Below are 15,049 nucleotides of genomic sequence, written 5' to 3' on the forward strand. Positions count from 1 at the left end.
GTAGGCGGGGGCTTGCCCGCGGGGGGGCGGTTCAGTTTCGCCCGGCAGCGCCTCACGTGTTCCCACGCCGCACGTGCTTGACCAACACCTTCTCCAGCAACTCCCACATCGCCGGGTCGCTGCTGAAGGCCACATTGAACCGCATCCACCCGGTGGCCTGCGCATCGACCATGAACAACTGGCCAGGCCCGAGCATGATCCCTTGCTCCAGCGCATCGTCCAGCAACGCCGCGCTGTCGGGAATCGCTGGGTGGCGGGTCCAGATGTACATGCCTTCGTCCGACTCGGTGAATAACTCGAAACCCAACCGGTGCAGGTGACGGCCCACTTCCTGGTGCGCCTCGGCCAGGCGTTGGCGCAGGCGCTTGAGGTGCTTGCGCCAGCGGCCGTCGATGATGGCGGCGTATACCACGCGCTCCATGACCTGTGACGTGGTAAGGCCCGAGCGCATTTTCAGGTGCAGCAGTTTCTGCATCAGCTCGGGGTTGGCCAGCATGTAGCCGACCCGTACGTTGGGCGAGATGCTCTTGGAGTAGCTGCCCACGTACACCACCTGCTGCAAGTGGTCCAGGCTGGCCAGGCAAGGCTGCGGCTCGGCGACCATGTCGGCGTACAGATTGTTCTCCACCAGCCTGAAACCGTGCTTGCTGGCCAGTTGCAGCAGGCGGTGCAATTGCGCCAGCGGGGTGCGTGAACAGGTTGGGCTGTGCAGGTGCGGTTGGGTGAAAAACGCGGTGGGGCGGTGGTGCGCCAGCAACTGCTCCAGTTGGTTCAGGTCATAGCCTGCCGGTGTGCGGGGGACTCCCACCAAGGTGGCGCCCTGGGTACGCAGGATGCTCATCAGGTTGGGGTAACCCGGGTCGTCCACCAGCACCACATCGCCTGGGCGCACCAGGGTACGCGCTGCAAGATCCAGAGCCTGGCTGGCACCGTGGGTGAGCATCAATTGCGCTGGATTGGCGACGATCGACAGCTCTTGCTGCAGGTTCTGCGCCGTCAGCGTGCGCAGCTCCAACAGGCCCATCGGGTCGCCATAGCCGGACAGCTCCAGCGGGCTGCCGGCCACTTGGCGCAAACCGCGGCGCAGGCCGTCTTCGTACATCCAGTCGTTGGGCAACCAGCCGCAACCTGGCTTGAACGGCAACTGGCGGATTTCGAAGATCTGCTGCAAGTACCATTCGGAGTTGAACGTTGGTCGACTGGTGTCGGTCTCGGCACTGTGGTTGTCCAGCAACTCGCCCGCTGCGCGATTGACGAAAAAGCCCGCGTTGCCACGGCTTACCAGCAGCCCCTGGGCCACCAGTCGGTCATAGGCTTCGACCACGGTGAAGGTACTCACCGAATAGGTCGCGGCGAAGGCGCGGATAGACGGCACCTTGGCTCCAGGCTTGAGGGTCTGGTTGTCGATCAGCGCGCGCACCCCGTCGATGATCTGGTTGACCAGCGGAGTGGGGGCGTCTGGATGTAGTTCAAACATTGGGGTGCCTTCAGGTGTGCAGAACGCTGGGCGTCTGCGGGGTACTGCGGGTGTATTGCATGGGTGACCTGTACAGTGCAGCGCGTATTTCATGCCACTGTGCATGGCTCTCTGCGCCGGACATTTTTACATTACGTGTCAGATATCGCCACATAAAGCATGTTCAGTCCGCTCCAGGGTCAACCTTGGGGCGCGTAAGCAGGCCGCCATGGAAGGCCTGCGTGTGCTTGTGCACACCTTCCTGCCCGCATTAGCGCTGATGTACAGGTGAGACCGCTAGCCATCGGGGTCTCACAGTTTTCCTTGGATAAAAAGAAGCACGGGGTACACAACTGATGGGAGCAACATCCACAACCACCACCGCCAAGGGCGAGCACGAGAGCAAGCTCAGCGCTTCGCTCAAGTCGCGCCACCTGACGATGATGTCGATCGCCGGGGTAATCGGCGGCGCCTTGTTCGTCGGTTCCGGCAGCGTGATTCACAGTGCCGGCCCGGCCGCTGTGCTGGCGTATCTCGCCGGCGGCATCCTGGTGGTCCTGATCATGCGAATGCTGGGTGAAATGGCGACGTCCTCGCCAGACACCGGCTCGTTCTCGACCTACGCCGACCGCGCCATTGGCCGCTGGGCCGGCTTCACCATCGGCTGGCTGTACTGGTGGTACTGGGTCATCCTGATGGCCTGGGAGGCCTACGTGGCGGGCAAGATCCTGCACGGCTTCTTCCCCGATGTGAGCGTCAACGTATTCGTGCTGGCCACGACCTTGGTGCTGATCACCGTCAACTTCTTCAACGTCAAGCACTACGGCGAATTCGAGTTCTGGTTCGCGCTGATCAAGGTGGTCGCGATTGTCTGCTTCCTGGTGATCTGTACTGCCGCGGTCATGAATATCTGGCAGTTCGGTGAAGTCCGTGGCATCAGCCACCTGACCGCTGAAGGCTTCATGCCCAATGGCATCACCACCGTGATCGGTGCGTTGCTGGGGGTGATGTTCGCATTCCTCGGCGCTGAAATCGTGACCATCGCGGCTTCCGAAGCCAAGGACCCGGCCGCCCAGATCGTCAAGGCCACCAACTCGGTGGTATGGCGCGTGTGCCTGTTCTACGTCGGCTCGATCTTCCTGATCGTCTGCCTGGTTCCATGGAACGACCCGCACCTGGGTGAGTCCGGCTACGGCGCCTACCGTCGTACCCTGGAACTGCTGGGTGTGCCGTACGCAGAACTGCTGATGAACTTCGTGGTACTGACGTCGGTCAGCAGCTGCCTGATCTCCGGTCACTACACCGCTTCGCGCATGTTGTTCTCCCTGGCCCAGCGTGGCGACGCGCCGTCGTTCTTCAAGATCACCCGTGCCGGCACCGGTGTTCCGGTGTACGCGATCATCGGTTCCTGCGCCGTGGCCGTGGTGTGTGCGCTGATCAATTTCAGCGAGACCCTGCGTCCGAAGGACGTACTGGAAACCCTGATGAACACCACTGGCATGATCGCCTTGCTGGTGTACCTGGTAATTGCCTTCTCGCAGCTGCGCATGCGCCGCAAGCTGATCGCCGAGGGCAAGGAAGTGCGCCTGAAGATGTGGCTGTTCCCTTGGCTGACCTACCTGGTGATCGCTTTCATCGTGGCAGCCCTGGTGACCATGGCATTCATGCCTGACTACCAGATCCTGGTGATCTCCACCGGCATCGCCGCTGCCATCGTGGTGGCCATGGGTGTGGTGCACCAGATCCGTACTGGCAAGCAACACTAAGCGTTCAACGCTTGAGAGACGGCCGGCTTCTTCGGGAGGCCGGCCGTTTTTTTTCGTGATGGTGGAGGCGCCACGCGGCGTTACCGAAAGTGTGAGCAAGCGCATGACCCTAAGTATGGGCACATGGCTTATGCTTCGAGCATTGCCCGCCAAAAGGAACCCGCCATGGCCTGGTCCGCCAATCAGTATTCGCTTTTCGAAGATGAACGCACCCGCGCCGTGCGCGACCTGCTCGCCGCGGTGCCGCAGCGCGCGGTGCACCACGCCACCGACCTGGGCTGCGGCCCTGGAAACTCTACCGAAGTCCTGCTGCACCATTGTCCCGATGCCCAGGTTGTGGCCCTGGACAACGACCAGGACATGATCAACAAGGCGCTTGAGCGGCAACGGTTGCGCGTGCTGCGGGTGCGTTGCGAGAAGGCCGATATCGCCACTTGGACCGCATCGAAACCGCAGGACCTGATCCTGGCCAATGCGTCGTTGCAGTGGTTGCCGGACCACGGATCGCTGTACCCTCATTTGGTTCACCAGCTGTGCGAGGGCGGCAGTCTCGCGGTGCAGACGCCCGACAACCTGGACGAACCTGCGCACCGGCGGTTGCGTGAAATCGCCAGCCAGGGCCCTTGGGCCGACAAGTTCGCTGACCATGTCCTGCCGCCCCGGCACAGCGCAGCCTATTACTATGACCTGCTCAGCCCCCTGTGCGCCCGCGTGGATGTATGGCGCACCACCTACCATCACCCCTTGGCGGGAGGCGCCGAGGCAGTCGTGGAGTGGTTCAAGGGCTCGGCGCTGCGACCTTACCTGGCAAAGTTGGACGCGCAGGAGCAGGCCGATTTTCTGCAGTTGTACCTGCAAGCCATGCAGCGCGACTACCCCCCGGCCACCGACGGTAAGGTGTTGTTGCCGTTCCCACGGCTGTTCGTGGTGGCTACCCGCTGAGCCGGCGCTTGCGCCAGACGATGTAACCATAAAGGGCGAGGTTGACCACCAGCACCAGCGTGCCCAGCAGCAACTGAGTCCGTTCGGTCAAGCCGGCGGGGTAAATCAAGGGCCAGATGTAATGCTCGACGAAGCCGCCTTCGTAACCGGCATCTCCTGCGGCACTGCGCATGCGGTTTTCCCACGTCGTCAGGGGGCAACCCAGGTGCAGGCATTCCACGGCCAGGCCCCAGGCCAGGGCTGGCAGGTGAACGAGCAAGGCGCGAGGCCAGCGGATCACTAACAGCCCGCCCAACAGCACCAGCAGGATGAAGGCCAGGTGCAGTAGGACCAAGGTGTCGGCGGTCAGGCGAAAGAGCATGAGGGCTTATCGCTGGGTTCAGGAACGCTCAGCATAAGACAATTGATGGGGCTGCACGGGTCTTGTTGCCGGCTAGCCGGCTCCTACAGGTTCGGCGAGGATTGTGTAGGAGCCGGTTTGCCGACGATGTGCTGACTCAGACCAGGGCAGGCGTGCGCGGCGGGATCATGCGTCGCGAACCGGTGGCCTCGAATGCTGCACCGAAGGTCAGCAGGGCATTGTCGGAGTAAGCGCGACCGGCGAAGGTCAAGCCTACGGGCATACCGATATCCGCCATGATGCCCATCGGTACGGTGACGGTCGGCACGCCCAGGTGACGGATCGCCAGGTTGCCGTTGGCTACCCAGATACCATTGCTCCAGGCGATGTCCGCCGACACGGGGTTTACATCGGCATCGGCCGGTCCCACGTCGGCCACGGTAGGGAACAGCACCGCGTCAAGGCCCAGGTCATCCATCCAGTCTTCCAGGTCAATCTTGCGGGTTTTCTCCAGCCCGCGCAGGCCGTCGGGCAGCGTTTCGATCTGGTCCCAGGTCTTCAAGCCGCGCTTGGCCATGTTGACGTATTCGTCCATGCCCGCGGCCAGGTCGTCTTCACGGTTGGGCAGGGTGCCGGGGTCGTGGGGGAAGATCTGTGGGCCATCGACGTCGGCCAGGCGGTTGAGCTTGGGGTCGTCGTTGGCGCGCAGGAAATCGTCGAAGGCCCAGCCTGACAGTTCCCACAGTTCGTCGTGAAGGAATTCCTTGCTGACGATGCCACGGTTGTACACGGTCGGTGCACCCGGACGGTCGCCTTCGCAGTTTGACACCAGCGGGAAGTCCACTTCGATCACCTCGGCACCGGCGGCTTCCAGCGCCTTGCGTGCCTCTTGCCACAAGTCGATGACGCTGGCACGGGTGTTGATGCGCTGACCGGTCGGGCCACCGATGCCAGGCTTTTCGGAAGTGCCGGCTTCGGGATCGGCGTTGATGTACATGCGAGGCACGCCGAAACGCTTGCCTTTGAGCGCGCTGGCATCCACCGCCAGGTCGAGGTACGAGGTCGGACGCACGGTCGAGGCCGCCGGAATCGGTACCCAAGGTTGCAGGCGCCACAGGTCGCCACGCTTGTCGGCGTCGTCGGCGACCACTACATCCAGAATTTCCAGCAGGTCGGCCATGGTCCGTGCATAAGGCACCACCACGTCCATGGTCGGGGTCAGTGGCCAGTTGCCACGGACCGAAATCACCCCGCGAGAGGGGGTATAGGCGCACAGGCCGTTGTTCGAGGCTGGGCCGCGACCACTGGACCAGGTTTCCTCGGCCAGGCCGAAGGCACTGAAGCTGGCGGCGGTGGCAGTTCCGGCACCATTGGAGGAGCCGGACGCGAACGGTGCGGTCAGGTAGTTGGCGTTGTACGGGCTTTCGGCGCGGCCGTAGACGCCGCGCTGCATGCCGCCGTTGGCCATGGGCGGCATGTTGGTCTTGCCCAGGCACACCGCACCGGCCGCACGCAGGCGCTCGATGGTGAAGGCGTCGCGCTGGGCGACCAGGTCCTTGAAGGCCGGACTGCCGGAGGCGGCGGTAAGGCCTTTGACCAGGTAGCTGTCCTTGGCGGTGTAAGGAATGCCGTCCAGCGGGCTCAGGGTCTGTCCCTTGGCGCGACGCGCATCGGACGCTTCGGCCTCCTTGAGTGCGTCTGGGTTGCGCACGACCACGGCGTTCAGGGCAGTGGCGGTATTGGCTCCATCGTAGGCGTCGATACGCGCCATATAGGCCTTGACCAGCTCGACCGCCGTCGTGCGGCCCGACTCAAGTGCATCGCGCAGCTCGGCAATGGAAACCTCGGTTACCTCGATCATGCTTTCACCAAAAATTGTGCAAGGTGGGGGCTAATGCGAGGAGTGTACAAGAAGGTTTCGGGGGAAGCAGGTTTGCGCGGGAGAAATGGTTTTTTGCAGGCGGGCATTGATGGGGCCGCCAAGCGGCCCGGTGCACTCAGGCCAGGTCTGTCGCCGAATGCCGTTCCGCCACCTGGCTGGCTTCGTCGCCCCAGGTGCGGTTCACCCGTGTGCCGCGTTGTACCGCCGGGCGTGCGGCGATCTGCTCGGCCCAGCGCTGAACGTTCGGGTACTCATCCACCGCCAGGAACTCTGCGGCGCCATACAGGTTGCCGCGTACCAGCTGGCCGTACCATGGCCATACGGCGATATCGGCGATGCTGTATTCATCGCCACCCAGGTAACGGCTTTCGGCCAGGCGGCGATCCAGCACGTCGAGCTGGCGTTTGGCTTCCATGGTGAAGCGGTTGATGGCGTACTCGAATTTCTCCGGGGCATACACATAGAAGTGGCCAAACCCTCCGCCCAGGTAGGGGGCCGCGCCCATCTGCCAGAACAGCCAGTTCAGGGTTTCGGTGCGGGCAGCAAGGGACTTGGGCAGGAAAGCGCCAAACTTTTCGGCCAGGTACAGCAGGATCGAGCCTGACTCGAACACCCGTACCGCAGGTTCGACGCTGCGGTCGAGCAGGGCGGGAATCTTCGAGTTCGGGTTGACCTGCACGAAGCCGCTGGAGAACTGGTCGCCTTCGCCGATGCGAATCAGCCAGGCGTCGTATTCGGCACCGGTGTGGCCGAGGGCGAGCAATTCTTCGAGCAGGATGGTGACCTTGACGCCGTTGGGCGTGGCCAGGGAGTAAAGCTGAAGGGGGTGTTTGCCCACCGGCAGGTCCTTGTCATGGGTCGGGCCTGCGACAGGGCGGTTGATGCTGGCGAACTGGCCGCCGGAAGCGGCCTCGTTGCGCCAGACCTTGGGCGGAACGTAAGGGGACTTGCTCATACGCGGATCTCCTACCTGCAAAGACTTGCATCTATGCCATGGGTTGGGCGCCGAGGGCAAATGCAACCGATGCATGCGAAACAGGGCGCCCTGGCCTGAACCTCGACAGCGGCAGGTAGCATAACAGCGGCACTGTTGCGCAAGGCTGGCCGCCAACTGTGCTGGTCCCTGCCGAAGAAATGCCTTTATGCTGTAACGAAATATGTCTAGAACGCCTGAAGAAGGAAGCCGCAATGCCGCTCAAGGACCTGCTGATCGCCCTGGTGGTGATCATCGCGTGGGGAGTCAACTTCGTGGTCATCAAGGTTGGCCTCGACGGTCTGCCACCGATGTTGCTGGGGGCGTTGCGCTTCGTGTTGGTGGCGTTTCCGGCCATATTGCTGGTCAAGCGCCCGAAGCTGCCCTGGCGCTGGCTGATTGCCTACGGTGCGACCATCTCCCTGGGCCAGTTCGCTTTTCTCTTCCAGGCCATGTACAGCGGGATGCCACCGGGGCTGGCTTCGCTGGTGCTGCAATCCCAGGCGTTCTTCACCCTTGGTTTCGCTGCGCTGTTTCTGGGGGAGCGGTTGCGCCTGGCCAGCGTACTCGGGTTACTGGTGGCGGCGAGCGGCCTGGCGCTGATCGGCAGCGAGGACAGCGGGCACGTGCCGATGGTGGCGCTGCTGCTGACATTGTGCGGCGGTGCCATGTGGGGCCTGGGTAACATCATTACCCGGCGCTTCGGCTCGGTGGACTTGGTGGCGCTGGTGATCTGGGGCGGGTTGATTCCGCCATTGCCGTTCCTGGCGCTTTCGTGGTGGCTGGAGGGGCCAGAGCGCATCGGTCATGCATTGGCCAACATCAGCTGGAGCTCGATTCTGGCCCTGGCTTACCTGGCTTTTGTCGCCACCATGCTCGGCTACAGCCTCTGGAGCAAGCTGCTGTCGCGCTACCCGGCGGGCAAGGTGGCACCGTTCTCGTTGCTGGTTCCGGTGATTGGCTTGAGTTCCTCGGCGTGGTTGCTGGGTGAACGGTTGACCGCCGTGCAGGGATGGGGCGCGTTGCTGGTGATGGCCGGGCTGCTGGTCAATGTCTTCGGGCCGAAGCTGGGGCAGCGCTTGAGGGCGGCCAGCGCGCAATAACTGAAAACACACCCGCGTTCAGTTGCAACGGGCAAGCGCCGCAATGCGGGCGAGGGCTTTGTTAGACTGGGCCTCTTTTGCCAGGCCCACGGAGCACGCCCATGATCATTTCCACCACCAGCCAGCTCGAAGGCCGCCCGATTGCCGAGTACCTCGGGGTAGTCAGCTCTGAATCGGTGCAGGGCATCAACTTTGTGCGCGATTTCTTCGCACGCTTTCGGGACTTCTTCGGGGGGCGTTCGCAGACCCTGGAAAGCGCATTGCGCGAGGCCCGCGAACAGGCCACCGAAGAACTGAAGGCTCGGGCACGGCAGTTGCAAGCCGATGCAGTGGTGGGGGTCGATTTCGAGATCAGCATGCCCTCGGTGCAGGGCGGAATGGTCGTGGTGTTCGCCACTGGTACGGCGGTGCGGTTGAGGTAAGGCTTTTTGCCACTGGTCGGGTTTGGATGTTTTGCCCGGGCAGTCTGCAAATGACTGGCTAGTCTCTTTCTTCAACAGACCGCGTTTTTCCTGGGCATGTCATCTACCTGCCGACGCGGTCGTCACTTGAGGGAGACGGGGCATGAGCGAGTCCTTTTTCGAAGACACGAACGACGCATTCCCAATCAACAGCCAGGTATGGTGCGGCCAGTCGTCGTTTCGCCTGGGCTTTGCCAACATGACCCTGGACGAGTCAGAGCAGCTCAAGCCTGCGCATTTGCAGCGCTACAAGAAGGGCCGTTTCACGCCCCGGCTACCTGCGAAGAAGTAACGCTGACCCAAGACCCCGCCGAACGGCGGGGTTTTTGTTTTGGTTGCTTGATCCAGCTCATGGTATCCAGGGGTAGCGCTCGCCGGATCGCGGCGCTTGTGGTCTTCTTGCGCGGCATGTCAGAAAAGGAGGATTGTTTTTCCATGCGCATCAGGGAAGAGACTTATTGGCAGTGGGCTGACGCCCAGCTGCACAGCCGCTGTCATGACGAGGCGCTGAGCGATGGCACCACGCTCGATGTTCAGGTACGTCTGTCGCGCCTGGGTGCGACGCAGCTGTTCCTTGGCTTGTATGCCCAGGACGGCAAGGCGCTGCTTGAGGAGTATTACCCAGCGCGGCCTGGCGAGACCATGACCCGCGCACTGGTGTGGGGTGTGGACCGCGCGCGAGCACTGGCCACAGGTGCACTGCCACTGCCAACCACCGTGCTACGCCGTCAAGCTTGAGCGTGCCGGGCTTCAGACGCCTGGACGATGCGTTGCGCAGGGACGTGCAACTGACGTAGCAGGTAGTCGGAGAACGCCGGGTCCCACCGTTGCAGGGCAATGGCATCGCGCATGCAAGTCAGCCAGACGCTGGCGTGCTGTGCGTCGATCGGCCACTGCGCATGGAACGATGGGATGGCGATCGAGCCGTAGCGTTCACTGTACAGGCGTGGGCCACCCAACCAACCACTGAGAAAACAGGCCAGTTTGTCCCGTGAGCCGCTCAGGTCGTCCGGGTGCATCTGGCGTACGCTGGCGGCTGCCGGTGTTTCATCCATCAGGCGGTAGAAGTCATCGACCAGGCGGCGCAGGCCATCGATACCGCCTGCGGCCTGGTAAGAGGCATCGCCGGTGCCGAATGCGGGAGTGTTCATCAAGGGCTCCAAGGTCCAGGGGCCGACAGTTTAACAGGCATGAAAAAGCCCGGCCGTTGCGGGCCGGGCTGATGAGGAGGCGTGCTCGATCAGTTGATCGAATCGATCACCTTGATCGCCTGCCGCTCGCGGGCGGCGGGCCATTCCTCCTGCAGGGTCTGCAGGACGCGGCCTACGAACTCGGTGTCGGCGGCGGCCTTCTTGCCGACGTAGCCCTGGCCACGGCGGTAGACCTTGAAGCGTGCGCGCATGCTGGGCAGGTGCGCTTCGAATTCATCTTCGACGGTGTTTGGCGGCAGACGGTCGAGGCGTACCTCACCGGTCTGGCTGACCCACAGCAGGTGATCGTCGAGGCTGTCCTTGCGTGCGGCGAACAGCTTGGACAGTTGGTCGATCGTGGGATTGTTGTTCAAGTTCATCATAAAGCCCCCATTACCTATTGATTGTGATTTTCACAGTTGGCGCCACCACGGTGTAGCGCACTACCACGGCTGCTACAGCAGCATCGCAACAGGGGCTTTCTCACGCTGCCTTTTGGACAGTTCCCTCTCCACGAACGGCCTGCGTTACCGCGCAGGCCGTCTGGAATACCCTTGCCACCGCTCCCGATCAGGGAGACGGCCTCATCATGCCCAAGGCGGATGAACGGCGTCAACCGTTTTGTAGTGAATATTTTTTCTCACTACATCTTGTCGGACAATCCACCTGTCGGGGCCTTTTCAAGGGTGTCGCCGGTCAATGCGACAGGCCGGACAGAATCTGCCATGCAGCCCGAACCCGCGCCTCGTTGGGGTAGTTGCGGTTGGCTAGCAGCACCACGGCCTGGCCTTCGGAGGGAATGAATACGGCGTAGGCACCAAAGCCATTGGTGGAGCCGGTCTTGTTGTACCAGGCGTTGCGCAAGGCGGGACTGGCAGGCTTGAGGCGTTGGGTGCTCTGAGGTTCGCGGATCAGCCTGGGGCTGTTGCCATCGACGAGGGTCTGCAGGTCGACAGGGTAGGGGTAGCGCTCCCAGCCCAGGCCCTGAGTCATTGTGCCGACCTGGAAGTAACCTGCCTGGGTGATCGCGGTGGCCTCCTGCAGGGGTTGAGGCAAGGCGGAGGGTTGCATGTGCAGGCGTACGTAACGCAGCAGGTCGGTGGCGCTGGTCTTGATGCCGTACGCCGGGTCGGCATATGGGCCGGGGTTGACCCGAACGGGTTGGTCCTGGGCGTCATAACCCTGGGCGTAGAGGCTACGCGCTTCGGGAGGGACGTTCAGATAGGTGTGCTCCAGACCCATTCGCGGCAATAGCCCCTGGGTCATCAACGGGTCGAAAGGCCGATGCTGGGCGCGTGCTGCAAGATCGCCAAACAGCCCAATGCTGGGGTTCGAGTAGCAGCGCTGAGTGCCGCGCTCACTGTGCGGTTTCCACTGGCGGAAGAACGTCAGCACCTGCCGTGGCGTCTGCACATCGTCGGGGAACTGCAAGGGCAGGCAGTCGGCGCTGTAGGCACCAAGCTCCAGCACGCTGACATCACCCAGATACGTGCCGGCCAGTGCGGGCTGGTAGCGGCGGGCAGGCGCATCGAGGTCCAGCTTGCCTTCGGCACTGGCCAGGGCCGCGAGGGTGGCCGTGTAGGTCTTGCTCAGCGAACCGACCTCGAACAGGGTATCGGCGCTGACCGGTGTGCCCGCTGCCTTGTCGGCCACGCCAAAGCTGAAGTAATGCGCCTGGCCCTTGTGGTAGACCCCCACTGCCATGCCGGCGATCCCGTACGCCTGCATCAGCGGGCGGATGGTCTGGGTCACCCGTGCTTGCAGGGTGTCATCGGCGTGGGCCGAGGCATGGACCCAGGCGAGGGAAGTAGCGGTAGCCAGCGTGGCAAGAAGAAAGCGTGACATGGGGGCGGGTCCTGTGCGACGGAGTGTCCGTTCAGCGATACCGGCGGGGGTTCCGGCGTTAGCGGGAAAAAGGCCCAGACCTTATCGTCTGCCCCGGCACAATGACAAGACGGAATCTGTGATGAAGTATTTGCGCATGTTATTCGACAATTTCACCCTGGCGCTGCTCAGTGTGGTGTTCATTGCCACCGTGCTGCCCTGCTCGGGTGATGGGGCGTTGTACTTTGGCTGGTTGACCAACCTGGCCATCGGCCTGCTGTTCTTCCTGCATGGCGCCAAATTGTCGCGTGAGGCCATCATTGCCGGTGCCGGCCACTGGCGTCTGCACCTGTTGGTATTCTCCTGCACCTTCGTGCTGTTTCCTTTGCTGGGCATGGCCTTCAAGCCGTTGTTCGTGCCGCTGGTGGGCAACGAGTTGTACCTGGGCGTGCTGTATTTGTGCGCGTTGCCGGCCACGGTGCAGTCGGCCATCGCCTTCACCTCGCTGGCCCGCGGTAACGTGCCAGCAGCCATCTGCAGCGCGGCGGCTTCCAGTCTGCTGGGTATTTTTCTCACGCCGTTGCTGGTGATGATGTTGCTGGGTGCCAGTGGCGATACCGGTTCGGGCCTGGACGCGGTGCTGAAGATCACTCTTCAGTTGCTGGTGCCGTTCCTGGCCGGCCAGGTTGCCCGCCGCTGGATCGGCAACTGGGTCAAGCGCAATGCACGCTGGCTCAAGCTGGTCGACCAAGGTTCGATTCTACTGGTGGTCTACACCGCATTCAGCGATGCCGTGGTCACGGGTTTGTGGCACACCGTTTCCTCGCAGCACCTGGCAGGGTTGTTCGCGGTGTGCGCCATCCTGCTGGCCGTGGTGCTCCTGGGCACCCATATGCTGGGCAAGGTGCTGGGGTTCAACCTCGAGGATCGCATCACCATTCTGTTCGCAGGTTCGAAGAAGAGCCTGGCCACCGGTGTGCCCATGGCGCAGGTGCTGTTCGTAGGCAGCGGTATCGGGGCGATGATTTTACCGTTGATGTTATTTCACCAAATCCAACTGATGGTCTGCGCGGTACTGGCGCAGCGCTACGCCAGTCGCGATGAAGCGGGTGAGGTTGTCACCAACGGCTAGTGCGCCTGACCCGAGCCTCGCTGGCGCAGGGTCTTATTCACCTGAGCCTCGATCTTGTAAGCCGGCGCTTCCAGCTCCTCGTAATTTCGGGTGTAGCGCCGCGCGAACTCTTCCACGCCCAATTGCTGATACTGCTGAACGTGCTTGAGTTCATGCGCCCACAGCGCCACGTTGTCCTCGGCATCGGTCGCGTGGCGGAATATGATGGTGTCGATGAGCGTGACCGCATTCACGTCAGGGTTCTGCAGCAGGGCATTGGCGGCGCTCACCTGTTGCTCGTCGCCGACCCGGTAACGTGCGGCGTCGAGCACGGCGAAATCGTACCAGGGTTCCAGTTGTACCCGGATATGCAGCGGAATGGGCTGTGTGCCGCTGGCCGTGGCTTCGTCGCGGGCCTGCTGCAGGGCGAACACCAGGCTGCTGGAGGCGACGACCTCGACGTCCTTGAGAATCTGCCCGGCCTGGCCGGGGTCGATCGGCGCGCAGAAGCATCCCATCAGGCACACCTGGTATTGCCCAGGAGGGCAGGCTTGTTCGGCGAATGCGGGGGCAGACAGCACAAGGCCAAGCAAAAGACTAGAGAGCTTCATTCAAGGCCTTGTCGACGAAGGTACGGTTGGCATCCAGCACCTGGGTTTGCACGTGTTCGCTGACCATCATGCGCCCGACCACCAGGGCGCCCACGCACTGGCTGATCAGCACCCAGGCCAGTTGCGGGTCTTGCAGCGTTTCGCTCCACGCATCATGCAGGGCTACCAGCCAATGCTCGGCTTCCTCGCGCACCTGTGGCTCGGCCCGAGCGATTTCAACACCTAGCGGGGGCAACGGGCAACCACCCTCGGGATTGTGCAGGTGAGCCAGGCTCAGGTATTGCTCAAGACAGCGTGCCAGGCGTGCCTTGCTGGTGCCTCGATTGGCCAGGCGGGCCAGTGGGCTGTTGCACAACTCCTGGCGGACCACTTCGGTGAACAAATCGTCCTTGGATGGAAAGTGGTTGTAGAAGGCGCCGCCGGTCAGGCCAATGGCCTTCATCAGCCCGGCCACGCCGGTGCTGGAGAAGCCGCCACGCTTGGCCAGCGCGCCGCTGCTGGCCAGCAGTCTTTCTCGCGTTTGTTGCTTGTGTTCGGTGGAATAGCGCATCCGAAACCCCTCGCGCCCTGACTTGACGATGGGGGCGATCATAACATAGCGTTCGTTTACTAAGTGATCGTTCACTAATGGAGGCGGGTCGTGACAGAGCAACAAAAAGTAGTGCTGGTGATCGGTGCCGGCGATGCCACCGGAGGGGAAATTGCCAAGCGTTTCGCCCGCGAGGGGTACACCGCCTGCGTCACACGACGCCAGGCCGAGAAGCTGCAACCCCTGGTGGACGAGATCCGCGCTACGGGCGGCCAGGCCCATGGTTTTGGCTCCGATGCCCGCAAGGAAGAAGAGGTGACGCAGCTGATCGAGACCATCGAGCGCGACATTGGCCCGATCGAGGCGTTTGTCTTCAATATCGGCGCCAATGTGCCGTGCAGCATTCTCGAGGAAACGCCCCGCAAGTATTTCAAGATCTGGGAAATGGCCTGCTTCGCCGGCTTCCTGACCGCACAGGCGGTTGCCCGGCGGATGGTGGTGCGCGAGCGCGGCACGATCCTCTTCACCGGTGCCACGGCTGGCACCCGAGGCGCTGCCGGGTTCGCCGCCTTCGCCGGGGCCAAGCATGCCTTGCGCGCGTTGGCCCAGAGCATGGCCCGTGAACTGGGCCCGCGAAACATTCACGTCGCCCATGTGGTGGTCGATGGGGCCATCGACACCGCCTTCATTCGCGACAGCTTCCCCGAGCGCTACGCCCTCAAGGACCAGGACGGTATCCTCGACCCGGCACATATCGCCGACAGCTACTGGTTCCTGCATGTCCAGCCACGGGACGCCTGGACCTTCGAGCTGGATCTGCGGCCATGGATGGAGCGCTGGTGACCCCTATGTCGAACAAGG

General features: G+C 62.7%; 17 protein-coding genes. 8 read left to right on the forward strand and 9 right to left on the reverse strand.

The features are described from left to right. Positions 1–52: 52 nt before the first annotated feature. Positions 53–1,477, reverse strand: coding sequence for a PLP-dependent aminotransferase family protein (locus tag P3R38_RS10100; RefSeq protein WP_104881907.1), 1,425 nt, complete (start codon positions 1,475–1,477; stop codon positions 53–55). A gap of 335 nt (positions 1,478–1,812) precedes the next feature. On the opposite strand from P3R38_RS10100, the gene P3R38_RS10105 reads away from it, so the two are divergent. Beyond that, a complete protein-coding gene (locus tag P3R38_RS10105) occupies positions 1,813–3,222 on the forward strand; it encodes an amino acid permease (RefSeq protein ID WP_023380061.1) in 1,410 nt (469 codons plus the stop codon). A gap of 165 nt (positions 3,223–3,387) precedes the next feature. Beyond that, complete coding sequence (gene tam, locus P3R38_RS10110) at positions 3,388–4,164, forward strand: trans-aconitate 2-methyltransferase (protein WP_023380062.1); 777 nt, start codon at positions 3,388–3,390, stop codon at positions 4,162–4,164. Here tam and P3R38_RS10115 read toward each other — a convergent pair. The 3 genes from P3R38_RS10115 to yghU form a co-directional block, all read right to left on the reverse strand. Next, positions 4,154–4,525: a DUF2784 domain-containing protein gene (locus P3R38_RS10115; RefSeq protein WP_023380063.1), complete on the reverse strand. Its 372-nt coding sequence runs from the start codon at positions 4,523–4,525 to the stop codon at positions 4,154–4,156. The genes tam and P3R38_RS10115 overlap by 11 nt on opposite strands. Before the next feature lie 136 nt (positions 4,526–4,661). Further along, positions 4,662–6,365, reverse strand: coding sequence for an amidase (locus tag P3R38_RS10120; RefSeq protein WP_027907013.1), 1,704 nt, complete (start codon positions 6,363–6,365; stop codon positions 4,662–4,664). Between the two features lie 136 nt (positions 6,366–6,501). Beyond that, positions 6,502–7,341 (reverse strand): glutathione-dependent disulfide-bond oxidoreductase, encoded by an 840-nt coding sequence (yghU, locus tag P3R38_RS10125; protein WP_023380065.1) that lies wholly within the window; start codon positions 7,339–7,341, stop codon positions 6,502–6,504. Between the two features lie 233 nt (positions 7,342–7,574). Here yghU and P3R38_RS10130 point away from each other — a divergent pair, with 233 nt between their 5' ends. From P3R38_RS10130 to P3R38_RS10145, 4 genes are all read left to right on the forward strand, one after another. Next, positions 7,575–8,462, forward strand: coding sequence for an EamA family transporter (locus P3R38_RS10130; RefSeq protein ID WP_023380066.1), 888 nt, complete (start codon positions 7,575–7,577; stop codon positions 8,460–8,462). A 101-nt stretch (positions 8,463–8,563) separates the two neighbouring features. Beyond that, a complete protein-coding gene (locus P3R38_RS10135) occupies positions 8,564–8,884 on the forward strand; it encodes a YbjQ family protein (RefSeq protein WP_023380067.1) in 321 nt (106 codons plus the stop codon). Positions 8,885–9,026: 142 nt separating this feature from the next. After that, positions 9,027–9,215: a hypothetical protein gene (locus P3R38_RS10140; RefSeq protein ID WP_023380068.1), complete on the forward strand. Its 189-nt coding sequence runs from the start codon at positions 9,027–9,029 to the stop codon at positions 9,213–9,215. A 143-nt stretch (positions 9,216–9,358) separates the two neighbouring features. Continuing rightward, positions 9,359–9,661, forward strand: coding sequence for a hypothetical protein (locus P3R38_RS10145; RefSeq protein ID WP_023380069.1), 303 nt, complete (start codon positions 9,359–9,361; stop codon positions 9,659–9,661). Here P3R38_RS10145 and P3R38_RS10150 read toward each other — a convergent pair. From P3R38_RS10150 to ampC, 3 genes are all read right to left on the reverse strand, one after another. Further along, entirely contained in the window at positions 9,652–10,074 is a 423-nt protein-coding gene (locus P3R38_RS10150; protein WP_023380070.1) for a group II truncated hemoglobin, read from the reverse strand. The two genes, P3R38_RS10145 and P3R38_RS10150, sit on opposite strands and share 10 nt — an antisense overlap. A gap of 89 nt (positions 10,075–10,163) precedes the next feature. Next, positions 10,164–10,496: a hypothetical protein gene (locus P3R38_RS10155; protein ID WP_023380072.1), complete on the reverse strand. Its 333-nt coding sequence runs from the start codon at positions 10,494–10,496 to the stop codon at positions 10,164–10,166. Between the two features lie 313 nt (positions 10,497–10,809). Then, positions 10,810–11,958 (reverse strand): class C beta-lactamase, encoded by a 1,149-nt coding sequence (gene ampC, locus P3R38_RS10160; RefSeq protein WP_023380074.1) that lies wholly within the window; start codon positions 11,956–11,958, stop codon positions 10,810–10,812. A gap of 121 nt (positions 11,959–12,079) precedes the next feature. Here ampC and P3R38_RS10165 point away from each other — a divergent pair, with 121 nt between their 5' ends. Continuing rightward, the gene (locus P3R38_RS10165; RefSeq protein WP_277687101.1) at positions 12,080–13,069 is read left to right on the forward strand and encodes a bile acid:sodium symporter family protein; all 990 of its coding nucleotides are present in this window, start codon (positions 12,080–12,082) and stop codon (positions 13,067–13,069) included. Here P3R38_RS10165 and P3R38_RS10170 read toward each other — a convergent pair. Both P3R38_RS10170 and P3R38_RS10175 read right to left on the reverse strand, forming a co-directional pair. Then, positions 13,066–13,659, reverse strand: coding sequence for a DUF4157 domain-containing protein (locus tag P3R38_RS10170; protein WP_277687102.1), 594 nt, complete (start codon positions 13,657–13,659; stop codon positions 13,066–13,068). The two genes, P3R38_RS10165 and P3R38_RS10170, sit on opposite strands and share 4 nt — an antisense overlap. Beyond that, positions 13,646–14,209, reverse strand: a complete 564-nt coding sequence (locus tag P3R38_RS10175; protein ID WP_023380080.1) for a TetR/AcrR family transcriptional regulator — start codon at positions 14,207–14,209, stop codon at positions 13,646–13,648. Before P3R38_RS10175 ends, P3R38_RS10170 begins: the two co-directional genes overlap by 14 nt. A 90-nt stretch (positions 14,210–14,299) precedes the next feature. On the opposite strand from P3R38_RS10175, the gene P3R38_RS10180 reads away from it, so the two are divergent. Then, a complete protein-coding gene (locus P3R38_RS10180) occupies positions 14,300–15,031 on the forward strand; it encodes an SDR family oxidoreductase (RefSeq protein WP_186598374.1) in 732 nt (243 codons plus the stop codon). The last annotated feature ends 18 nt before the right edge of the window (positions 15,032–15,049 follow it).

Source organism: Pseudomonas sp. NyZ480 (assembly GCF_029537255.1).
GTDB lineage: Bacteria > Pseudomonadota > Gammaproteobacteria > Pseudomonadales > Pseudomonadaceae > Aquipseudomonas > Aquipseudomonas taiwanensis.